The sequence below is a fragment of the Kribbella sp. CA-293567 genome, assembly GCF_027627575.1.
GTDB lineage: Bacteria > Actinomycetota > Actinomycetes > Propionibacteriales > Kribbellaceae > Kribbella.
Genome location: NZ_CP114065.1, coordinates 1,922,925 through 1,943,162, shown reverse-complemented (window position 1 = coordinate 1,943,162; position 20,238 = coordinate 1,922,925). Strand labels below are relative to the sequence as shown.

Here is a 20,238-nt window from a genome sequence, read left to right as displayed (position 1 = left end):
GGTCACCCTGGTCAGCGGCCCGTCAGGGCCACCGGCTGCAGCGTCGGGCTCAGCCCGGCGTAGCCAGCCCCGTTGAACGAGTTCATCAGCGCCACCGGGTCCGTGAACGGAGCACCGGGGTTGGCAGCAGCGTGGTCGGCGGAGAAGCTCGTCACGGGCGGCTGCAGCCCGGGGGGCTGCTCCGACCGCGCCGGGTCACCCAGCACGAACGCAGTACCGAGTAGTGAGGCCATGGCGGCAGCAGAGCCCGCCGCGCCCAGTACGCCGGTACGCCGACGGCTGCGGCTCGGCGTCCGGGTGCCTGGCCGTGTGGCGTCAGTGCGAGCCGCGGGAAACGCGGAGCGCTGCGGGCTGAGTGTGTACGCCGCTGCCGGCGTCAGCACCGGCCGGACCTCCTCACGCACGTCCGGCGAGAACGAGGAGACGCCCATCAGGCGCTGCATCAGGTCCATCGAGGGCTCCGGCGCGGCCGTCGCGGCCAGGCGGGCCTTGAGCCGCCGTTGCGCGTCCACCTCGGAGCGACAGGCGTCGCAGCCGACCAGATGGCTGAGCACCTTGTCGCGCGAGTCGTGGTCGAGTTCGCCGTCCACGACGGCGCTCAGCTTGTCCATGGGGTGTTGCGAGGTCACCGGTCACCACCTCCGGCAAGGAATGGCCCGTCCGCGGGCGGGCCACTGATACGGGTCTGGCCGGACCGGGGGGCGCGGTGCTCGAGGTGCTTGCGCAGCATCGAGCGGCCACGGTGAATCCGGCTGCGAACGGTGCCGAGCTTCACGTTCAGCACGTCGGCGATCTCGTCGTACGTCATGCCCTCGATGTCGCAGAGCACCACGGCCGCACGGAAGTCCTCCGGCAGCGCGTCCAGCGCATACTGCACGTCGTGGTCGAACAGGTCGTGGTCCAGCTTCTCGGCCGGGCCGGAGCCCTTCGCCGGCAGCCGGTCGTGCGCGTCCTCGGGCAGACCGTCGAACCGGATCCGCTGCTTGCGGCGCGCGCCGTCCAAAAAGAGGTTCGTGGTGATCCGGTAGAGCCAGCCCTCGAACGTGCCCGGCGTGTAGGACGACAGCGACCGGAAGACCCGGACGAAGACCTCCTGGGTCAGGTCCTCGGCGTCGTGCTTGTTGCCGGTCAGGCGGTAGGCGAGCCGGTAGACGCGGGCCGAGTGGGCCCGGACGATCTCGTCCCAGGACGGCAGCGTCTCGGCCTCGGGCCGGAACTGCGGGGTGCTCGGAGCGGGCACCACGGGGCTGTCGACCGGTTTCACGCCAACGCCTCCCTGGGTCCGCTCGGCAACGAGTGAGAACACCATGGTGCCGCGTTCACCGTCCTCTTCGCACGTCGGGTACACCCTGGTTCGACCCTGGGATGCCGGTACGACGGGACAACGGGCCCCACCAACGGGAAGTTCCCGCTGCCGGCAACTCTCAGGAAAGCAGACGCGCCGGCCGCCATCGAGGGTGGCCGCTACTTGTCTTCGATGACCGCGATCGGGTCGCCGTCCCGGACGACCTCGCCCTCGGAGACCCGCAGTTCGGTGATCGTGCCGGCCACCTCCGCGAGCACCGGGATCTCCATCTTCATCGACTCCAGGATGACGAGCGTGTCCTCCGGACCGACCTGGTCCCCGGCCTTGGCGATGATCGACTGGACGTTCGCCACCAGCTCTGCCACGACGGTGTGACTCACGCGCTCTCCTCGGTTCGGCGGGGGTCCTGTGGCGATCCTAGTGCGCCGCCCGATCGGCGGGCCCGGTACGACGCGACGCGGCTCCGGCTGGAGCAGGTCGGCGTACAGAACCGGCGCGGACGCCGCTGTGCCCCGTTGACGAAGACGCGCTCGCAGTCGTGCGCCGCACAGGTGTCGATCGCCTCGAACCCATGGCCGGCGGCGAACCCCGACAGCCCGAGCGCCGCGCCGGCGGCCAGCCACTCCGCCCAGGTCGCGTCGGGCCTGGCCACGTGCAGGTGCCACGGCGACCCGTCGTGATCGGACAGATAAGGCCGTACGGCGTACTCGGCGAGCAGGGCGTTGAGGATTTGGGCCGCTTCGCGGGGTTCGGCCCGGAAGACCGGCCGCAGGCGCTCCCGCACTTCCTTCACGGCGGCCAGATCGGCCTCGCCGACCGTCACGATCGGCTCTCCGTGGTCGAGCAGGAACTGCTCCAAGGCGGCCACGGAGGTCAACTGCTCCGGCTCGAGCGTCCTGGTGTTCACCAGGTCCACGGCGATCCGGATCATCCGGTCCGGGGTCGTCAGACTCTCCACTCGACCGATCGTAACGGGTTTGTTAGCGTAACGCGTAACTACCATTTATACGTTACGGAGGGACGGCTTCAGTGTTGCTCCGCTATCTGACCGCCGCGACGCTCGCGCGGGTCGGCGACGAGATGGTCGCCTTCACGCTCGTCCTGCTCGTGCTGCAGCGGACCGACAGCGCGGTGCTGGCCGGCGTAACCGGAGCCGCCTATGCGTTCCCGGCGATCGTGACCGGTCCGCTGCTCGGCGCGTGGCTCGACAGGACGCAGTACCGGCGTACCGCGCTTGCGCTCAACCAGGCTGTGCTGGGAGCGGTGATGGTCGCGATGCTCGCCGTGGTCGGACACAGCGCTCACTGGGTGACGCCGATGCTCGCAGCAGTCGCCGGTACGACGCTGCCGTTGGTGAGCGGCGGCTTCACCAGCATGCTGCCGAGCCTGGCCCCCAGGGAGGGTCTCCCCCGGGCCAACTCTTTGGAGGCGGCCAGCTTTGGCGCTGCCACGATTACTGGACCAGCGGCGGCCGCCACGATCACAGCGGTCGCCTCGGTGGAGGCGGCCGCAGTGGTGATCGCCGTGACGGCTGCACTCAGCGTCTTGGCGATTGGGCGGCTACCCGCGCTACCAGCGGGCGACGGACCCCGGGAGCCCTTCCTCAGTTCAGTAGTGGCCGGACTTGTGCACCTGGCTCGTACTCCGCGCCTGCGGGCATCCACGGTGACTACCACTCTGCTGATGGGTGTGACCGGCATGCTGCTCATCACGCTGCCGCTGCATATGGAGTCACTTGGCATGCCTCGTTCGGCAGCGGGTTATCTGTGGGCGGCATTGGAACTGGGCAGTGTCGCTACCGCTCTGCTACTAGGGCGGTTTCAGACCCGCTGGCGGCCGGAGCAGGTGGTAATGCTGGTCGTGGCCGCCTACGGACTCGCCTTCACCGCTTGGCCGCTGGCAGGCAGTTTCGCCGTACTGCTGGTGCTGGCGGTGGCCACCGGTCTGGTGGAGGGGCCGATGCTCCCGGCGATGTTCGGAGCTCGCCAGGTGTACAGCCCAGTGGCTCTGCAAGGAAGGGTGAGCACCACTGCTGCCAGCTTGCGAGTAGGGGCTGCAGCGCTCGGGCAGGCGACGGCTGGGCTACTAGTTCCGAGAGTGGGCACGCATACTGCGCTGCTGCTGGTCGCGGGCGGTTTGATGGCGGCATCCGGCGCCGGCTGGCTTGCTGGACGGCTGAGTGGTGCTGCGGTCTCAACGGATCAAGGAGCAGCCTATGTCGGCTGAGCTGGCAGGGGCGTGGGCGCAGGGCTGGGCGATCTCGCGAGGGACGCCTCTACCGGTCGAGGTGCCGGAGGGTTGGCGGATTGAGGTTGGCCTGCCGGGCCACCTCGTGCGCTACGTGCTTCCGGCCCCTGCACCAGCTTTGGCCAGCCGCCTGACCACGCCCGGCACTTGGCTGAAGGTCTGCGCCGACCCGGCGACAATCCAGCTCGATGAGCGATGGCAGGTTCAGCCGGCCGAGTACCTGATGACCACGCAGCTAGCTGCAGACCCGCCGACCTGCGGACTGCAGTACGAGCTGGAAGTCAGTCAGGCCGGCAGTGTCCTCGACGTAGTCGTCACTAGCCGGGGGAAGGCGGCTGCACGGGGTAAGGCGGCTCTGGCAGGCGACTACGCAGTGATCGATCAGGTGGTGACCGAGGCCGCTCATCAACGCCGAGGGCTCGGCACCACCGTCATGCGTGCACTCACCTGTACGGCAAGCCGCAGCGGCGCTCGTACCGGAGTACTGGTCGCTACAGCTGACGGGCTGGCGCTCTACAGCCGTCTGGGATGGGCGCTGGTCTCCCCTGTCACCGCTGCTCGACTGTGCGGGCCAGAATGCCCAGCGTTGCGCGCAGACCGGCCTCGGGGATGACCGGGAAGTTGACCTTGCCCCGGTAGCGCTCTTCGATCTGGCTCCAGTCGTAGTACGACGTCACCAGCGTCCCGCCGGCACTCGCCTCCAGCCGGTAGCCGTAGAGGTGCTTGATCGGCGGCTGGATCGTGCCGGAGATGGTCCACTCGAGCTCGGTGTCGGTCGCGAACCGGGTGATGATCACCGTCACGTCGTACTTGCCCATCGGCAGGTCGTTCAGCGACTCCCGGTCCATGTGGACGACGAACTGGTCACCGACCTCGCCGACCGGCTCGCCGTCGGCCGACTGCAGCATGCCGGAACTGTCGATCGCGACGTGGCCGCGAGGGTCCCGCAGGACGGCGAAGATGTCCGAGGGTGAGGCGGCGATCTCTCGCCGGACTTCGAAACGCTCGTCGGTGGTCACCCGGTGAGGATGTCAGACCAGCGGAAGCTCGTCGGGCCCGGCCGCAGGACGCGGCCTGGCCCGACGAAGATCAGGTCAGCTGAGGATGACGGAGCGGGTCAGGCTGCGCGGCTGGTCGGGGTTGAGGCCGAGGGAGATCGCCTTCGCGACCGCCACCCGCTGGGCCACCACGAGGGAGGCCATCGGGTCGAGCTCGGCGTGGTGGACGATCGTGGCGCCGGTGGCGGTGACGTCGTCGAGCAGGTCCGCCGGCGGCTCGCCGAAGATCCAGACGCCGCGGCCGGGCTGTGCGATCGCGATCGGGCCGTGCCGGTAGTCCATCGCGGGGTACGCCTCGGTCCAGGCCGACGCGGCCTCGCGCTGCTTCAGCCCGGCCTCGTGGGCCAGCCCGATGGTCCACCGGGTGCCGAGATAGGTGACCTGCTCCAGCTCGGCCAGCGCGTCGACGTCGACGGTGAGCGCCACCTCGGCGTCCGCGGCGGCCTGCGACAGGTCCTCACCGAGCGAAGCGCGCAGCAGTGCCAACGTTGTAGTGGCGAACCTGGTCTGGACCACGGACTGCTCGTCGGCGAAGTCGAGCAGGATCGTGTGGTCGGCCAGCTCGACGATCGGCGAACCCGGCGTCGCGGTGATCGCGATCGTCGGCAGTTCGGTGGCGCGGATCAGGTCGAGCACCTCGGTCGTCGTACCGGAGCGGCTGATCACCACCACCGCGTCGTACTCGCGGCCGGCCGGGAACTCCGAACCGGCGAACGCGTCCGTCAGGCCCTGGCCGAGATCCTCGCGCAGCGCGGCGTACGCCATCGCCATGAACCACGAGGTGCCGCAACCGACGGCCGCGACGCGTTGGCCCGCTTCGGGCAGTGCGCCACCGTACTGCGCGAAACCGGCGGACACCCGCCGCCACAGCTCGGGCTGGGTGGCGATCTCGGTGCTCACGAAGGGCGTGTCGGCCAAAAGGGGCGTGTCGGTCATGTCGTCTCCGGAGATGTAATGGTCGAAACTGCTCGAACGTGATCGAATGGTGCCAACCGGCAGCCGTCCGGCTGACCGATTGTGTGAAGGGGGAGCCCCGGGTGAAGCGTTATGAACGCCTGAATACGTTGCTCGAAGCGCTCGCGGAAAAGGGCGCGATCGATGTCGACGAGCTCGCGGAGCAGCTGCACGTCTCCGCGGCGACGATCCGGCGCGACCTGGACCACCTGGGAAAGCAGCAACTTCTGACCCGTACCCGCGGTGGCGCGGTCGCCAACGCGGTCTCCTACGATCTGCCGCTGCGCTACAAGACTGCGCGTTTTGCTTCGGAGAAGCAGCGGATCGCGCAGGCCGCGGCCACGCTGGTCCGGCGCGGCATGGTGATCGGGATGAACGGTGGCACCACCATCTCCGAGGTCGCGCGCACGCTGGCGACCCGGCCGGAGCTGTCCGCCGAGCACGGCGAGCCGGCCTTCACCCTCGTCACCAACGCGCTGAACATCGCCAACGAGCTGATCGTCCGGCCGCACGTGAAGATGGTGCTGACCGGCGGCGTCGCGCGGCCGCAGTCGTACGAGATGATCGGCCCGCTGTCGCACCGGATCCTGGCCGACCTGTCCCTGGACATCGCCTTCATCGGCGTCGACGGGATCGACGACACCGGCGCCACCGCCCACCACGAGGGTGAGGCGAACATCAACCAGCTGATCGTCAGCCGGGCCGCCAAGGTGGTCGTGGTGGCCGACTCCAGCAAACTCGGCCAGCGCGCCTTCGCCCGGATCTGCGAGCTCAGCGAGATCGACACGCTCGTCACCGACGCGCAGGCCGACGAGTCGCAGCTGGCGATCTTCAAGGAAGCCGGAATCGACGTCATCCGCTCCTGAGCACTGGCCTGACATCTGTCCGCACCTCCTTCGACGGGTGATTGCTGCCTAGTCAACACGATCATATCTGCTCAGGTCTAGAAGTTACGAGCAAGAGTGCGCAACGTCAGCGCGTGAGGCATGGCCCGGACGCTGCGGGACGCTAGGCTTCGGCCAGATGAGTACCGCAGCGGCATCGATCAGGGAGGGCATCATCGCCACGGGCATCGACCCCACGTCCTGGGCCTACGCCGAGGACTACACCGGTGAGGACGAGGTCGTCACCGGTGCACGGGCGAGCGCCGAGGACAGTGGCATCACAGCGATCGGCCCCGGCGCGGCCTCCGCGCTGAGCCTGCTGGCCGCCGCGGTGGGCGCCAAGGCGGTCGTCGAGATCGGTACCGGCACGGGCGTCTCCGGCCTGGCGCTGCTGCGGGGCATGCGCACCGACGGCACGCTGACCACGGTCGACCTGGACGCGGAGAACCAGCGCCTGGCCCGCAAGACCTTCCTGGACGCCGGTGTACCGTCCAACCGCTTCCGCCTGATCGCGGGCTCCGCGCTGGACGTCGTCACCCGGCTCACCGACGGCCACTACGACCTGGTCTTCTGCGACGCCGACAAGCGCGAGTACACGGCGTACCTGCACGAGGCCCTGCGCCTGCTCCGCCCCGGTGGCGTCGTCGCCTTCGACAACGCCCTGCACCGCGGCCGCGTCGCCGACCCGTCCCACCGCGACCCCGAGACGACGGCCGTCCGCGACCTGATCCGCGCCATCCGCGACAACGACGACCTGACCTCGGCCCTCCTCCCGATCAGCAACGGCCTCCTCGCCGCCGTCAAACGCCCCTGACGGTTCGATCGGGCTCTGCCGCGGTTCGGGCTACTGCTGGGCCCAGCCGGCGTATCTGGCGATCTCTGTGGTGACGTGGGTCCAGGCGTCGGTGAGTGGGTCGATGAGTTCGAAGTGGCCGGCGCCCTCGACCGGGACGAGTCGGGCGGTCGGGTGGGCGGCGGCGTAGGACTCGGAGACGGCGAGCGGGACCCGGGCGTCGGCGGTGCCGTGCACGATGGAGACCGGCATGATCGGGGCCGGCAGGTGGGTCGGGTCGAGGTCGTTGCGTACGCCGCCGCCGATGAAGTCCTGTACGGCGGTCTGGTCCAGGCCGAGCTGGTCGGCCATCAGCAGGTCGGCGACCGGGGCCAGGGCGACCACGCCGCGCAGCCGGAGAGGGTTGAAGGTCGATGCCGCCCACAGCGCGAGCTGGCCGCCGGCGGAGTGGCCGACGAGCACGAAGCCGGCGCCGAGGTCCATCAGGTCGGGCAGCTTGTCGAGTGCGTCGCGTACGTCGCCGGTGGTCGAATCAGGCTGCCCTGGCTCGCGCCGGTAGTCGATCGAAGCCACCGGCCAGCCCTCGCCGGCCAGCGCCTCGCCGAGCGGCCGGGCGTGCATCCGGTCGTACTCCGGGCGCCAGAAGCCGCCGTGCAGGAAGACGATCGCCGGCCGGTCGCTCTCGGCATGCCAGACGTCGACCATCTGCTCCGGATACCTGCCGTACTGAAGCTCTTCGTCCGGATCACCGGCCTCGCGGCTGAGCACGGAGCGGTCCTCAGACATTCAGGCCTCCAAGTTCGGTCCCAGGAAACGTAGCGCGTTGTCAGACAGCAGCTTGGCCTGCTGGGCGGCCGAGAGCCAGTCGGCCCGCCGAACAACCTCGCCCACCGGGCGCTCACCCAGCGGGTACGGGTAGTCACTGCCGACCATCACCTGGTCCTCGCCGAGGGTGTCGACCAGCAGCCGCAGCGCGGGTTGCTCGAAGACGACGGTGTCGACGGAGAACCGCCCGACGTAGTGGCTGGGCGGATACTGCGACTTCCCCCGTACGACGTCGCCGCGGCGCTCCCAGGCGTTCTCCACCCGGCCCAGCCAGAAGGCGAAACTGCCACCACCATGGGCGAAACAGATCCGCAGCGACTCGGGCAACTCGTCGAAGGCACCGCCAAGGATCATCGCGAGCAGCGAAAGGTGCGTCTCGGCCGGCATCCCGGTCAGCCAGCGTGCCATCCACCGGTCGAGCCGCGGACCGCCGGGCATGTCCCACGGATGCACCAGCACCGGCGCGCCGACCTCCGCACAGTGCTTGAGGAAGGCAACGATGCCCGCGTCGTCGAGGTCCTTGTCGCCGACGTGGTTGCCGATCTCGACCCCGACGTGCCCGGCCGCCAGACAGCGGTCGAGCTCTGCGCAGGCGGCGTCGGGATCCTGCAACGGGACCTGGCAGAACGGCACCAGTCTGTTGTCCCCGGCAAGTGTCTCCAGGGTCAGGTCGTTGAAGATCCTGGCCACCTTGACGGCCTGATCGGCCGGCCGCTCGTAGGCGAAGAACACCGGGGTCGGCGACACCACCTGAAGATCGATGCCGTCGGCATCCATATCGGCGCGCCGGGTCGCGGGGTCCCAGGCCTGCGCGCCGACCGGCCGGAACTCGGTCTCCCCGATCATGATCATCGCGTCGCGCTCGGAGTCGATCCGCAACCACGGCCAGTCCGCTCCGCCGCAAGCAGCCGTCAGCTCCGGCCAGCCCTTGGGAACGAGATGGGTGTGGACGTCGACCGCTCGGGGCATCAGGCTCTGCCGGGATGCAAGGTGTCGCAGTGCGGGCAGGTGCGGGCTTCTTCGCTGGCGTAGAAGGCCTGGAAGACCGGCGGGAGGTCCTCGACGATGTCGGTGACCTGGAGCTCGACCTCGTGCACGATGCCGTTGCAGTTGGCGCAGTACCAGCGGAACTTCTCCAGCACGCCGGGCTCGCGGACTCGTTCGATCACCAGGCCGATCGAGTCCGGACCGCGCTGCGGGGAGTGCGGCAGGTTGCGGGGCAGCACCCACATCTCGCCTGCGTTCACTTCGACGGTCGCCGGGCCGTCGTCGGTCATCACGTTCACCCGGAGCTCGCCGGAGATCTGGTAGAAGAACTCCTCGTACGGGTCGACGTGGAAGTCGGTGCGCTGGTTCGGGCCGCCGACCACCATGGTGATGAAGTCGTCGCCGGTCGGGAACATCTGCTTGTTGCCCACCGGGGGTTTCAGCAGGTGCTTGTTCTGCTCGATCCACTCCGGGAAGTCGGTCGATTCCAGGTTCACCATCGTCTTCACCTCTCCGGTACGGCTGCGACTGCTTGGATCTCGATCAGGAGCTGGGGATGGGGTAGCTGGTGCACCGCCACGGTGGTCCGGGCCGGTCCGCTCTCGTCGAAGAACTCGCCGTACACCTCGTTGTAGCCGCCGAAGTCGTTCATCGACACCAGGTACGTCGTGACGCTGACCAGGTCGTCGAGACCGGCCCCGACGGCGGCCAGGATGTCGCGGATGTTCTCCAGCACCGCCCGCGTCTGCTCCCGGATGTCCAGCGTCGTGGTCCCGAACTCGTCGGCCGACGCGCCCGCGATCGTGTTGTCGGGCAGGCGGCTCGACGTCCCCGAGACGTACGCGAACCCACCCGCGACCTTCACGTGCGGGAACCGTCCCCGCGGCGTCGCCTTGCCGGCCACCACCTTGGCATCGCTCACGACAGCTCCACACAGACGTTGGTGAGTTCGGAGTAGAAGTGCAGGGAGTGGTTGCCGCCCTCGCGGCCGATGCCGGAGAGCTTGGTCCCACCGAACGGGGTCCGCAGATCGCGGAGGAACCAGGTGTTCACCCAGACGATCCCCACGTCGAGCGCCGCGCCGGCCCGGTGGGCGCGGCCGACGTCCCGCGTCCAGACGGTGGCCGCGAGCCCGTACTGGCTGTCGTTGGCCAAGGCAAAGGCTTCGTCCTCGGTGTCGAACGGCGCGACATGACAGATCGGGCCGAAGATCTCCTCGGTGTTCGTCCGGGCGTTCGCCGGCAGGCCGGTCACCACCGTCGGTTGCACGTAGCAACCGTTGTCGCGGGCATCGCCGAAGGACGGCACGCCGCCGCCGGCGAGGACTTCGGCGCCCTCGGCGCGCGCCAGGTCGTAGTACGAGAGGACCTTGTCCCGGTGGGTCTTGGAGATCAGCGGCATGTTGACCGTTGCCTCGTCGGCCGGCCAGCCGAAGGTGAGCTCGGCGGCGCGAGCGGCCAGCCGGGTGCAGAACTCGTCGAAGACGGGGCGTTCGACGTACAGGCGCTCGGTGCAGAGGCAGACCTGGCCGCCGTTGGTGAACACCGACCGGACAGAACCTTCGACCGCCGCGTCGAGGTCGGCGTCGGCGAAGACCAGGCCTGCGTTCTTGCCGCCCAGCTCGAACGACACCGCCTTGACGCCGTCGGCGGCGACCTTGGCGATCGCCGTACCGGTGGAGGATTCGCCGGTGAAGGTGATCGCGTCCACGCCCGGGTGCCGGGTCAGGAACTCGCCCGCCGACGAGGGACCGAAGCCGTGCACGAGGTTGAACACGCCGTCCGGTACGCCGGCCGCCGCCATCACCTCGGCCAGTACCGTCGCCGAAGCCGGAGTCTCCTCCGAAGGCTTGACGACGACAGCGTTGCCGCAGGCAAGCGCCGGTGCCACCTTCCAGGTGAGGAGCAGGAGCGGAAGGTTCCAGGGCACCACGATCGCCACTACGCCGACCGGCTTGCGTACCGCGTAGTTGAGCGCTCGGCGGCCGTCGGCCAGCACGGTGGTGAACGACTCCGTGGACGCGGTGGTCGCGAAGTCGGCGAACGAACGGAAGTTCGCCGCGCCGCGCGGGATGTCCAGGGTCCGCGCCTGACTGATCGACTTGCCGGTGTCACCGACCTCGGCGGCCACCAGATCGTCGAAGCGCCGCTCCAGCTCGTCGGCCACGCGCCGGAGAACCACGGCCCGTCCCTGCTCCCCCAGCTGTCCCCACGGCCCGCTGAGAGCAGCCCGCGCGGCGGTGACGGCGGCGTCGACCGTGCCGGCATCTGCTTCACAGACGTCGAAGAGTTGCTCGCCGGTCACCGGGCTGACCTTCGCGAACGTCGAACCGCCGTCGACGAAGGAGCCGCCGACGAAGTTTCGCAACAGCCCGACGCTCTCCGGCTGCCCGGTGAGCAACCCGGGCTGCCACAAGGTGCCGCTCATCGGCGCCTCCCGGCCGCTCGTGCTGCTCGGGCCGCCGCGGTCAGGACTGCCGCACCCAGAAGCCCGGCTGCGGCGAGGTACTGGTGCTGCCGGCGGACCCGGCCCTGGACCTCGGCGTACGGGGTGGTGGAGAAGGAGACCAGCTCGTAGCGGGAGACGTAGCGACCGGGGAAGGCCCGCTCGAGGGCGTGCTCGATCCGCTTGGTCAGCCGGAAGACCGGCGAAGCGACCTTGTCGCGCATCTCGATGAAGTTGCCGAGGGCCATCTCGGCGATCGCTTCGGCGTTGACCCGGCGACGATGCTCGAACAGCGGCAACGCGCGGGCCCAGGAGCCGCCGGTGTCGGAGAGGCAGCGGTCCAGCTCCACCACGTCCTCGAAGGCGCAGTTGGCGCCCTGGCCGTAGAACGGGACGATCGCGTGGGCGGCGTCGCCGATCAGGGCGGTGCGGCCGTTCGCCTGCCAGGGCCGGGTGTGCACGGTGCCCAGCACGCCGACCGGATTGTGCTGGTAGTCGCCGACCAGAGAAGGGGCCAACGGCAACAGATCGGGGTACTGCTCGGCGAAGTACCGTTCGATCGACTCACGGTTGCTGAGGGCATCGAAATTGCCGGCCGGCCAGAACAACGTGCAGGTGAAGGAGCGGTCCGGGTTCGGCAGCGCGATCATCATCGACGTACCGCGGGGCCAGATGTGCAGCGCGCCGGGATCGAGCGCGAACTCGCCGTCCACCGCCGGGATGCTCAGCTCCTTGTAGCCGTAGTCGAGGAAGTCGACCTCGTCCCGCACGGCTCCCTCGGCCACCAACCGCTCTCGCACCGCGGACCCGGCACCATCAGCACCCAGTACGACGTCCGCCGTCGCCTCCACCTTGCCCGCAGGCGTCTCGAACACCATCGCCCCGGAAGCGGAGTCCAGCTCGAGCAGCCGGTGCTCGAACAGCACCTCGACCCCGGGCGCCGCCGCGGCCGCGTCGAGCAGCGCGTTGTTCAGCGTTCCGCGGCTGATCGAGTTGATCGCCCGGTCCCCCGACGCGCTGTACTGCTGGAAGTCCAGCGGCCCGTCGACCGGATGGATCATCCGGCCCTTCATCGGCAACGCGTCGGCCATCACCTGGTCGACCAGGCCGATCCGACGCAACGCGTCCAGCCCGCGCTCGGAGATGGCCAGGTTGATCGACCGTCCCCGCTCCGGCTGCCCCACCCGGGGGTCGGCACGACGCTCGTACAGGGTGACCGACAGCCCGCGTCGCGCCAGGTAGCACCCGAGCAGGCTCCCGGCCAGACCGGCACCGACGATGGCAACACGCTCACTCATGCGTTCTCCGGAACAGCCTCGGCCAGCGCTCGTACTGCGCGCCAGCAGTCGTGGTACAGCGAATAGAGCGGGACGGGAGCCAGCCGCAGTACGTCGGGCTCCCGCGCGTCGGCGATCACGCCGTGCTCGAAGCGCAGCGTCCTGGCCAGCTCACCGGCGCGGAGTCCACCGCCGATCCGCAGCGAGAGTTGCGCGCCTCGCCGTGCGGGGTCGGCCGGAGTGATCACCCGCAGCGGCCGGGTCGGAGTGATCTCCGCCAGCAGCTTCTCCAGGTACGCCGTCAGCCGCAGGCTGCGCTCCCGCAGTACGGCGATGCCGACCTGGTCGAAGATCTCCAGCGAGGTCCGCACCGGGCTCATCGAGAAGATCGGCGGATTCGACACCTGCCACGCCTCCGCGGAGGCCGGCGGACGCGACTCGGGGGCCATCTCGAACCGCGACGCCTCCTCGGTGCTCCACCACCCCTCGAAGCGCGGCAACCCGGCTGACAGATGCCGCTCGTGCACGAACACCCCGGCCAGTGCGCCCGGACCGGAGTTCAGGTACTTGTAGGAGCACCAGGCCGCGAAGTCGACGTCCCAGTCGTGCAGCGCCAGCGGCACGTTGCCGGCCGCGTGCGCCAGATCCCAGCCGACCACGGCACCGGCCGCCTGACCTGCTGCCGTGATCGCCGGGAGGTCCATCAGCTCGCCGGTCAGATAGTTGACGCCGCCGAGCAGTACCAGGGCCACGTCGGGGCCGAGAGCCGCGACGACGTCCTCGGTGCGCAGTACTTCTTCACCGGTTCGCGGCCGGAGCCGCACCACCGCGGCGTCCGGGGAATAGCCGTGGAACGAGACCTGCGACCGGACGGCGTAACTGTCCGACGGGAAGGCAGAGTCCTCGATCACGATCTTGAAGCGCTCGGCGGTCGGCCGGTAGAACGACACCATCAGCAGGTGCAGGTTGATCGTCAGCGAGTTCATCACCACGGTCTCGCTCGGCAACGCCCCCACCAGCCGGGCAGCCGCCGCGGTCAGCGAGGCGTGGTACGGCAGCCACGGCCGTTTCGCGTCGAGATGCCCCTCGACTCCCCACCGTCCCCAGGAGTCGAGATCCTCGAGCAGCTCGACCCTGGTCGCCTTCGGCCGCAACCCCAGCGAGTTCCCGGCGAAGTAGGCCACCTCCGGATAGGGACCGGCCTCCACCGGCGGGACGTCGAACAGCTCGCGCCACCCGGGATCCGCCTCGTCGAGGGCGACCGCGGCGGCCTCGACCGGGTCCATGGCCCGGTCCGGCCGCATCCTGCCCTGACTCACGGTTCGATGACCGTGTCTTTCCCGATCGCGGTCACGCCACCTTTGCTGACGGTGTAGCCGCGTTCACGGTCGTGATCCAGGTCGATGCCGATCTTGGCGCCGTCCGGCACGATCACGTTCTTGTCCAGGATGACGTTCTTCAGCACCGCATCGGCGCCGATCTTGCAGTTGTCCATGATGACGGAGTTCTCGATCTTCGCGCCGGCGCTGACGATCACGTTGGCACCGAGCACCGAGTGGTCCACGGTCGCGCCGGAGATGATCGAGCCGGCGCAGACGATCGACTCACCGACGGTGGCGTTGTCGGTGAACTTGGCGCCCGGCAGTTGCGGATGCGAGGTGAAGATCGGCCAGTCGGAGTTGTAGAGGTTGAAGACCGGCTGGATCGAGACCAGGTCCATGTGCGCCTCGTGGTACGAGTCGAGCGAACCGACGTCGCGCCAGTACGAACGGTCCCGGTCGAGCGCGCCCGGTACGTCGTTGTCCTTGAAGTCGTAGACCCCGGCCTTGCCCTCGGCAACCAGCATCGGGACGATGTCGCCGCCCATGTCGTGCCGGCTGGCCGGGTTCGCCGCGTCCTTGCGCAGCGCCTCCACCAGGACGTCGGCGCTGAACACGTAGTTGCCCATCGAGGCGAACGTCTCGTCCGGGGAGTCCGGCAGGCCCGGCGGGTCGGCCGGCTTCTCCAGGAACTCGGCGATCGTGTGCCCGTCGTCGGCGGTCTTGATCACGCCGAACTCCGACGCCTCGGCCCGAGGTACCCGGATGCCGGCCACCGTGACGCCGTTGCCGCGCGCGATGTGGTCGGCGACCATCTGCGAGGCGTCCATCCGGTACACGTGGTCGGCGCCGAACACGATGATGATGTCGGGCTTGTGGTCCCTGATCAGGTTCATCGACTGGTAGATCGCGTCGGCGCTGCCCTGGTACCACTGCGGGCCGAGCCGCTGCTGGGCCGGCACGCAGGTGACGAAGTTGCCGAGGAAGGTCGACATCCGCCACGTCATCGTGACGTGCCGGTCCAGCGAGTGCGACTTGTACTGCGTCAGTACGCACAGGTTGCGGTAGCCCGCGTTGACCAGGTTGGACAGTACGAAGTCGATCAGCCGGTAACTGCCCCCGAACGGCACGGCCGGTTTGGCCCGGTCCGCCGTGAGCGGCATCAGCCGCTTCCCCTCGCCACCGGCCAGCACGATTCCCAGGACCCTCGGTGCCTTCGCCATGTCCGCACCTTAGCTTCCGATGCCCCGTTGCATAAGCCGGTTGCGAGTGTCGTGACACTGGGTGCATGCCTATCCTCGTCGAACCCACCGTCGTCGTGCACCGATCGTTCCTCCAGGCGTGGGACGAGTTGGCTGCCGACGACGTGCGGTGGATGGGGGCGCGCGGGTTCCGGCAGGAGTGGGCCAGGGAGCAACTGGAGGATCCTGGCGAGTTCGCCCGGATGGTCGAGGCGATCCGCGCGGACGCCGACGAGAGCGTCCCGCCACCGCCGGACCTGGTGCACGAGACCACGCTCTGGTTCGTCGACGACGGCACCGAGTGGCTCGGCCGGTTGTCGATCCGGCATGCCCTGACTCCGGCGCTGGAGGAGCTCGGCGGCCACATCGGGTACTTCGTCCGCCCGTCGGCCCGCGGCCGGGGTCACGCCACCCGGATGCTGGCCCAGTCTTTGCCGATCGCCGCCCGGCTCGGCATCGACCCCGCCCTGCTCACCTGCGACACCGGCAACGAGGCGTCCCGCAAAGTCATCCTGGCGGCCGGTGGCGAACAGGAGGACGAGCGGCACGGCAAACTGCGTTTCTGGGTCGCCACCCAGGTGCGGTGATGGCTTAGTGTCGGAGCATGGAGATCGCGATCTTGACGCGTGAGTTCCCGCCCGACGTGTACGGCGGGGCTGGGGTGCATGTGGACTTCCTGGTCCGGGAGCTGCGCAAACTGCATCAGCGGGGTGAGGTCGCGGTCGAGGTGCACTGCATGGGTGAGCCGCGGGCCGGCGCGATCGCGCACTCCGAGGACGACGCGCGGATCGAGCACGCGAACGCGGCGCTGCGGATCCTCTCCACCGACCTGACCATGACGGCGGCCGTGGGCAGCGCGCAACTGGTGCACTCCCACACCTGGTACGCGAACATGGCCGGCCACTGGGCCAAGCTGCTGTACGGCGTACCGCACGTGGTGACCGCGCACTCGCTGGAGCCGCTGCGGCCGTGGAAGGCGGAGCAGCTCGGTGGCGGGTACAGGTTGTCGAGCTGGGCCGAGCGGACGGCGTACGAGGCTGCCGACGCGGTGATCGCGGTCAGCAACGCGACCCGCGACGACATCCTCGCCAGCTACCCGGCGATCGATCCGGCCAGGGTGCACATCATCACCAACGGCATCGACGCGGACTTCTACCACCCGGACCCGGCGACCGGCGTACTGGAGCGGCTCGGGGTCGACCTCACTCGTCCGTACGTGACGTTCGTCGGCCGGATCACCCGCCAGAAGGGCGTCCCACATCTGCTCCGCGCCGGGCTGCAACTCGACCCGTCGGTGCAGCTCGTGCTGCTGGCCGGTGCCGCCGACACCCCTGAGCTGAAGGCCGAGACCGATGCCCTCGTCGACGAGCTGAAGGCGACCCGCGACGGCGTCTTCATCGTTTCCGAGATGCTGCCGCGCGAGGAGGTCCGCCAGGTCCTCACGCACGCGCTCGCGTTCTGCTGCCCGTCGGTCTACGAGCCGCTCGGCATCGTCAACCTGGAGGCGATGGCCTGCGAGACCGCCGTCGTCGCCAGCGCCGTCGGTGGCATCCCGGACGTCGTCGTCGACGGCGTCACCGGCACCCTGGTTCCCTACGACGAGAACGACCCCGCCACCTTCGAACGCCAACTGGCCGAAGGCATCAACGCCCTGGTGGCCAATCCCGCTCAGGCCGAGGCCATGGGCAAGGCCGGCCGGGCCAGGGCCATCTCGGAGTTCGGCTGGGACGCGGTCGCCGACCGCACCGTCGAGCTCTACCAGTCGCTGCTTTAGGTAAGGGAAACTCCACCGGCGTGGGGGCCGACCGCCCTCGCGGCAGTCGCTCCGCCGATCTGTTGCTGGCGGCAAACAGCCTGTCGCCCTCCGGCGAGAAGTCCTGGTCACCTCGTGGAAGCAGCATCGAAAGCCTCTTCGACGGCACCCACACTTTCCAGAAGATCGGCGGGGCTGAGCAGGAGGCCCGGAGCTCCACCACAGACCAACCCGCTCGAAGCCACCCTGCCGAGCCCACGCTGAGCGTGCGCCGGCTGGGCTCAGCGTGGTTGGTCTGTGGTGGAGCTCCGGTCGCTCAGCCGATGCCCGCGGTCGGCGACTCGCCTGTCAGCCAGGTGGTGAGCAGGCGGGCGCCGGCGCCGGTCGCGCCGAGGGAGTACTCGAACTCGTCGCGGGGTGACTCGGCGATGCTCGACAGATCGAGGTGCGCCCACGGCAGGCCGCCGGCGAACGGCTTCAGGAACAGGGCGGCGGTGATCGAGCCCGGTCCCTTCGAGCTGTTCACCGAGTCGGCGATCGGCGTCGAGATCAGATCGGTGTAGACGTCCGGCAACGGCATCCGCCACAGCCGCTCGCCGGAGACCTCACCCGCGCCGGTCAGCTGCTCGGCGAGGCGGTCATCGGTGGCGAACAGACCGCCGTACAGCATCGATCCGAGCGAGACCTTGATCGCGCCGGTCAGTGTGGCGATGTCGACGATCGCGTCGGGCTTCAGCTCGTTCACCGCGTAGGCGAGTCCGTCGGCCAGGACCAGCCGGCCCTCGGCGTCGGTGTTCTTGACCTCGGTCGTGCGTCCGCCGTAGTGCCGGATCACGTCGTCCGGCCGGAACGCGGTGCCCGACGGCATGTTCTCCGCAGCGCAGATCAGCCCGGTCACCTTGACCTGCGCGCCCAGCTCCCGTAGCGCCGCCATGGTCGCGATCACCGAACCGCCGCCGGTCATGTCGCGCTTCATCGACACCATGCTCTCGCGCGGCTTCAGCGACAGGCCGCCGGTGTCGTAGGTGATGCCCTTGCCGACCAGTACGACGTACGGCGTGTCCTTGGTGGCGCCGTCAGGCGTGTAGTCGAGGCGGATCAGCCGCGGCGGCCGGGTGGAGCCCTGACCGACCGCGAGGATGCCGCCGAAACCTCCGGCAGCGAGTTGGCCCTCGTCCCAGACCTTGACGTCGAGTCCCGTCCTGCCCGCCAGCTCCGTCGCGCGGGCGGCGAGCCAGGCCGGATCCTTCTCGTTCGACGGGGTGGTCGCAAGCTCCCGCGCCAGCCAGCCGGTCCGGCCGATCACCAGGCCGCGCGCCAGCGGAGCCGCCCGGTCCTGGTCGGTGCCGTCGGTGAGCACGATCCGCTCGACCACCGGCTTGCCCACGTCCACGGTCTTCCGGGTGAACGTGAACGATCCCAGCGCGGCGCCCTCGGCGAACGCCTGCAGCCCCTCGTCGCCGATGCCCTCGGCAACCACCGTGGTCAGCTCGTCCTTGCCCCGGCCGAACCTCGCGATCGCCGCTCCGGCGTGTCGCAGTTCCAGCGGCGTACCGTCGCCGGCACCCACCAGCAGCACCTCGGTGACCGCGCCGGTCAGCAGCGGGTACGCCGCGGTCGTGCCCGCGGCGTGGCTGAAGCCGGTCTCGCGCTGCACCTCGAGCAGCCGGTCCAGGTCCACGCCGAGCCGCTCACCGGCCTCTTTCGCGGCGGCCGGCAGACCTGCCTCACCGACCAGGATCACCCAGGTCCGCGCCCCGTGGACGGGGAGCCCGGGCTGCCAGCTGACGGCGGGCAGGGTCGGGAAGATGTTGCGGGCGCTGCTGCGGCGAGCCACCTGACGTCCTCACTTCTGGTCAAAGGGTGTGGATGCAACCGTAACGACCCCGGCCGGTGCCGGAAACGGCACCCACCGGGGTCGTGGAGTGTTTCGGGGACTGGATCAGCCGACAACGGCTTTGAGCGCGTTCCCCAGCTCGGTCGCCTCATCGGCGTTCAGCTCGACCACGAGCCGACCGCCGCCCTCGAGCGGAACCCGCATCACGATGCCCCGGCCCTCCTTGGTGACCTCGAGCGGACCATCGCCCGTCCGCGGCTTCATCGCCGCCATGCGCGCACCCCTTCCCTCATTGGATACTGCCCTCTTCGGTGTTGAGCGACGACACCGCAGGGGCTGTCCGTCGCCGGCGCCCACGCGGTGATGCGCCGTCGGCGCGCATCGCAAAGTGTGTATCTCGACCCATTATCCCCGATCCCGGGCCAGAGCCGTGCACCATACGGCAGACTCAGGTCTCGTGCACGCCCGATCAGCGCTCTTCGACCTGTACGGCGACCACCTGCGCGCCCGCGGCGCGCGCGCACCGGTGGCCGCTCTGGTACGGCTGCTTGCCCCGCTGGGCGTGCATCCTCCGGCTGTCCGGACCGCCGTGTCGCGGATGGTCCGGCAGGGCTGGCTGGAGCCGGTCCGGATCGACGGACAACCTGGTTACGGCCTGACCTCCCGGGCGCGTCGCCGCCTCGACGACGCCGCCGCCCGGATCTACCGGACCGCTTCCGAGGCCGACGGCAACGACTCCGCCGGCGGCCCTGACAGCGGCCCTGGCGCCGGCCGGAAGGGCGACCCGAGCTGGGACGGGCACTGGCATCTGGTCATCCTGCAGGAGGTGCCGAACGCGCGCCGCCGCGAGCAACTGGCCGGTCAACTCGCCTTCCTGGGTTGGGCTCCGCTGTCCGACGCGGCCTGGGTCGGGCTGCGCAACGACGCCGAGGTGGACCAGATCCTCGGCCAGGAAGGCATCGCCGCGGACCGGTTCCGGGCGCCGGTCGAGGACGACGCGGCGGAGTTCGCCCGCCGGGTCTGGAAGCTGGACGCGCTCGGCGCGTCGTACGACGTGTGGCTGACCGAGGCCAAGCCGCTGGCCAGCAGCGCGGGCGACGAGGTCACCGACGAGCAGGCGTTCGCCGTACGGTCGGAGCTCGTGCACGAATGGCGCAAGTTCCTGTTCGTCGACCCGGGCCTGCCGGCCGAACTGCTGCCGGCCGACTGGGCCGGCACCCGGGCGGCCGCCTTCTTCGACTTCCACGCCACCCGCCTGAGCCACGCGGCCGGGCGTTTCGTGGACAACTGCCTGACCGTTCACTGACTGTTT

23 protein-coding genes are annotated in these 20,238 nt (G+C 69.5%); 7 read left to right on the top strand and 16 right to left on the bottom strand.

All coding sequences use genetic code 11. From position 1 onward, the window contains the following. Nucleotides 1-11: 11 nt before the first annotated feature. From OX958_RS09420 to OX958_RS09405, 4 genes are all read right to left on the bottom strand, one after another. Entirely contained in the window at nt 12-629 is a 618-nt protein-coding gene (locus OX958_RS09420; RefSeq protein ID WP_270136860.1) for an anti-sigma factor family protein, read from the bottom strand. After that, nucleotides 626-1,309, bottom strand: a complete 684-nt coding sequence (gene sigE / locus OX958_RS09415) for an RNA polymerase sigma factor SigE (protein WP_270136858.1) — start codon at nt 1,307-1,309, stop codon at nt 626-628. Before sigE ends, OX958_RS09420 begins: the two co-directional genes overlap by 4 nt. Before the next feature lie 155 nt (nt 1,310-1,464). Continuing rightward, on the bottom strand, nt 1,465-1,686 hold the full coding sequence (locus OX958_RS09410; RefSeq protein ID WP_270136856.1) for a biotin/lipoyl-binding carrier protein: 222 nt from the start codon (nt 1,684-1,686) through the stop codon (nt 1,465-1,467). Beyond that, entirely contained in the window at nt 1,683-2,264 is a 582-nt protein-coding gene (locus OX958_RS09405; RefSeq protein WP_270136855.1) for a CGNR zinc finger domain-containing protein, read from the bottom strand. The genes OX958_RS09410 and OX958_RS09405 overlap by 4 nt, the downstream gene beginning before the upstream one ends. Before the next feature lie 71 nt (nt 2,265-2,335). Between OX958_RS09405 and OX958_RS09400 the strand changes: the two genes are divergently transcribed. Beyond that, nucleotides 2,336-3,532: an MFS transporter gene (locus OX958_RS09400; protein WP_270136854.1), complete on the top strand. Its 1,197-nt coding sequence runs from the start codon at nt 2,336-2,338 to the stop codon at nt 3,530-3,532. Then, entirely contained in the window at nt 3,522-4,166 is a 645-nt protein-coding gene (locus OX958_RS35340; RefSeq protein ID WP_442913255.1) for a GNAT family N-acetyltransferase, read from the top strand. The genes OX958_RS09400 and OX958_RS35340 overlap by 11 nt, the downstream gene beginning before the upstream one ends. Here the strand turns inward: OX958_RS35340 and OX958_RS09395 are convergent. Together OX958_RS09395 and OX958_RS09390 are read right to left on the bottom strand one after the other, a co-directional pair. After that, the gene (locus OX958_RS09395) at nt 4,102-4,572 is read right to left on the bottom strand and encodes an SRPBCC family protein (protein WP_270136852.1); all 471 of its coding nucleotides are present in this window, start codon (nt 4,570-4,572) and stop codon (nt 4,102-4,104) included. The genes OX958_RS35340 and OX958_RS09395 overlap by 65 nt on opposite strands. Nucleotides 4,573-4,647: 75 nt before the next feature. Continuing rightward, nucleotides 4,648-5,547: an SIS domain-containing protein gene (locus OX958_RS09390; protein ID WP_270136850.1), complete on the bottom strand. Its 900-nt coding sequence runs from the start codon at nt 5,545-5,547 to the stop codon at nt 4,648-4,650. Nucleotides 5,548-5,648: 101 nt separating this feature from the next. Here OX958_RS09390 and OX958_RS09385 point away from each other — a divergent pair, with 101 nt between their 5' ends. Together OX958_RS09385 and OX958_RS09380 are read left to right on the top strand one after the other, a co-directional pair. After that, a complete protein-coding gene (locus OX958_RS09385) occupies nt 5,649-6,431 on the top strand; it encodes a DeoR/GlpR family DNA-binding transcription regulator (RefSeq protein WP_270136848.1) in 783 nt (260 codons plus the stop codon). A gap of 157 nt (nt 6,432-6,588) precedes the next feature. Then, nucleotides 6,589-7,263, top strand: coding sequence for an O-methyltransferase (locus tag OX958_RS09380; protein ID WP_270136846.1), 675 nt, complete (start codon nt 6,589-6,591; stop codon nt 7,261-7,263). Nucleotides 7,264-7,293: 30 nt separating this feature from the next. Here OX958_RS09380 and OX958_RS09375 read toward each other — a convergent pair whose 3' ends face one another. Genes OX958_RS09375 through glgC form a run of 8 tightly spaced genes read right to left on the bottom strand, consistent with a single transcriptional unit; the run spans nt 7,294 to nt 15,318 of the window. Then, nucleotides 7,294-8,028 (bottom strand): alpha/beta hydrolase family protein, encoded by a 735-nt coding sequence (locus tag OX958_RS09375; protein WP_270136844.1) that lies wholly within the window; start codon nt 8,026-8,028, stop codon nt 7,294-7,296. Continuing rightward, entirely contained in the window at nt 8,029-9,036 is a 1,008-nt protein-coding gene (locus OX958_RS09370) for an amidohydrolase family protein (RefSeq protein WP_270136843.1), read from the bottom strand. Continuing rightward, nucleotides 9,036-9,554: a 3-hydroxyanthranilate 3,4-dioxygenase gene (locus tag OX958_RS09365; protein WP_270136842.1), complete on the bottom strand. Its 519-nt coding sequence runs from the start codon at nt 9,552-9,554 to the stop codon at nt 9,036-9,038. Before OX958_RS09365 ends, OX958_RS09370 begins: the two co-directional genes overlap by 1 nt. A gap of 5 nt (nt 9,555-9,559) precedes the next feature. Further along, nucleotides 9,560-9,976 (bottom strand): RidA family protein, encoded by a 417-nt coding sequence (locus OX958_RS09360; RefSeq protein WP_270136841.1) that lies wholly within the window; start codon nt 9,974-9,976, stop codon nt 9,560-9,562. Beyond that, nucleotides 9,973-11,481 carry a 2-hydroxymuconic semialdehyde dehydrogenase gene (locus OX958_RS09355; RefSeq protein ID WP_270136839.1) on the bottom strand — a complete coding sequence of 503 codons (1,509 nt, stop codon included), beginning with the start codon at nt 11,479-11,481 and terminating at the stop codon, nt 9,973-9,975. Before OX958_RS09355 ends, OX958_RS09360 begins: the two co-directional genes overlap by 4 nt. Next, nucleotides 11,478-12,797, bottom strand: coding sequence for an FAD-dependent oxidoreductase (locus tag OX958_RS09350; RefSeq protein ID WP_270136837.1), 1,320 nt, complete (start codon nt 12,795-12,797; stop codon nt 11,478-11,480). Before OX958_RS09350 ends, OX958_RS09355 begins: the two co-directional genes overlap by 4 nt. After that, nucleotides 12,794-14,095, bottom strand: coding sequence for a kynureninase (kynU, locus tag OX958_RS09345; RefSeq protein WP_270136836.1), 1,302 nt, complete (start codon nt 14,093-14,095; stop codon nt 12,794-12,796). Before kynU ends, OX958_RS09350 begins: the two co-directional genes overlap by 4 nt. Next, nucleotides 14,092-15,318, bottom strand: coding sequence for a glucose-1-phosphate adenylyltransferase (gene glgC, locus OX958_RS09340; protein WP_270136835.1), 1,227 nt, complete (start codon nt 15,316-15,318; stop codon nt 14,092-14,094). Before glgC ends, kynU begins: the two co-directional genes overlap by 4 nt. Before the next feature lie 65 nt (nt 15,319-15,383). Here glgC and OX958_RS09335 point away from each other — a divergent pair, with 65 nt between their 5' ends. Both OX958_RS09335 and glgA read left to right on the top strand, forming a co-directional pair. Continuing rightward, entirely contained in the window at nt 15,384-15,923 is a 540-nt protein-coding gene (locus OX958_RS09335) for a GNAT family N-acetyltransferase (RefSeq protein ID WP_270136834.1), read from the top strand. Between the two features lie 17 nt (nt 15,924-15,940). Further along, the gene (glgA, locus tag OX958_RS09330; RefSeq protein WP_270136833.1) at nt 15,941-17,110 is read left to right on the top strand and encodes a glycogen synthase; all 1,170 of its coding nucleotides are present in this window, start codon (nt 15,941-15,943) and stop codon (nt 17,108-17,110) included. 295 nt (nt 17,111-17,405) lie between these two features. On the opposite strand, the gene OX958_RS09325 is transcribed toward glgA, so the two are convergent. Beyond that, entirely contained in the window at nt 17,406-18,926 is a 1,521-nt protein-coding gene (locus tag OX958_RS09325; RefSeq protein ID WP_270136832.1) for a leucyl aminopeptidase family protein, read from the bottom strand. 105 nt (nt 18,927-19,031) lie between these two features. Next, nucleotides 19,032-19,199: a DUF3117 domain-containing protein gene (locus OX958_RS09320; protein ID WP_012923066.1), complete on the bottom strand. Its 168-nt coding sequence runs from the start codon at nt 19,197-19,199 to the stop codon at nt 19,032-19,034. 184 nt (nt 19,200-19,383) lie between these two features. Here OX958_RS09320 and OX958_RS09315 point away from each other — a divergent pair, with 184 nt between their 5' ends. Next, the gene (locus OX958_RS09315) at nt 19,384-20,232 is read left to right on the top strand and encodes a PaaX family transcriptional regulator (RefSeq protein ID WP_270136829.1); all 849 of its coding nucleotides are present in this window, start codon (nt 19,384-19,386) and stop codon (nt 20,230-20,232) included. The last annotated feature ends 6 nt before the right edge of the window (nt 20,233-20,238 follow it).

Coding starts and splice junctions, on each gene's coding strand:
- sigE (WP_270136858.1), bottom strand. CDS start 1,309: ATGGTGTTCTCACTCGTTGCCGAGCGGACCCAGGGAGGCGTTGGCGTG.
- OX958_RS35340 (WP_442913255.1), top strand. CDS start 3,522: ATGTCGGCTGAGCTGGCAGGGGCGTGGGCGCAGGGCTGGGCGATCTCG.
- OX958_RS09390 (WP_270136850.1), bottom strand. CDS start 5,547: ATGACCGACACGCCCCTTTTGGCCGACACGCCCTTCGTGAGCACCGAG.
- OX958_RS09380 (WP_270136846.1), top strand. CDS start 6,589: ATGAGTACCGCAGCGGCATCGATCAGGGAGGGCATCATCGCCACGGGC.
- OX958_RS09375 (WP_270136844.1), bottom strand. CDS start 8,028: ATGTCTGAGGACCGCTCCGTGCTCAGCCGCGAGGCCGGTGATCCGGAC.
- OX958_RS09370 (WP_270136843.1), bottom strand. CDS start 9,036: ATGCCCCGAGCGGTCGACGTCCACACCCATCTCGTTCCCAAGGGCTGG.
- OX958_RS09365 (WP_270136842.1), bottom strand. CDS start 9,554: ATGGTGAACCTGGAATCGACCGACTTCCCGGAGTGGATCGAGCAGAAC.
- OX958_RS09355 (WP_270136839.1), bottom strand. CDS start 11,481: ATGAGCGGCACCTTGTGGCAGCCCGGGTTGCTCACCGGGCAGCCGGAG.
- OX958_RS09350 (WP_270136837.1), bottom strand. CDS start 12,797: ATGAGTGAGCGTGTTGCCATCGTCGGTGCCGGTCTGGCCGGGAGCCTG.
- glgC (WP_270136835.1), bottom strand. CDS start 15,318: ATGGCGAAGGCACCGAGGGTCCTGGGAATCGTGCTGGCCGGTGGCGAG.
- OX958_RS09335 (WP_270136834.1), top strand. CDS start 15,384: ATGCCTATCCTCGTCGAACCCACCGTCGTCGTGCACCGATCGTTCCTC.
- glgA (WP_270136833.1), top strand. CDS start 15,941: ATGGAGATCGCGATCTTGACGCGTGAGTTCCCGCCCGACGTGTACGGC.
- OX958_RS09320 (WP_012923066.1), bottom strand. CDS start 19,199: ATGGCGGCGATGAAGCCGCGGACGGGCGATGGTCCGCTCGAGGTCACC.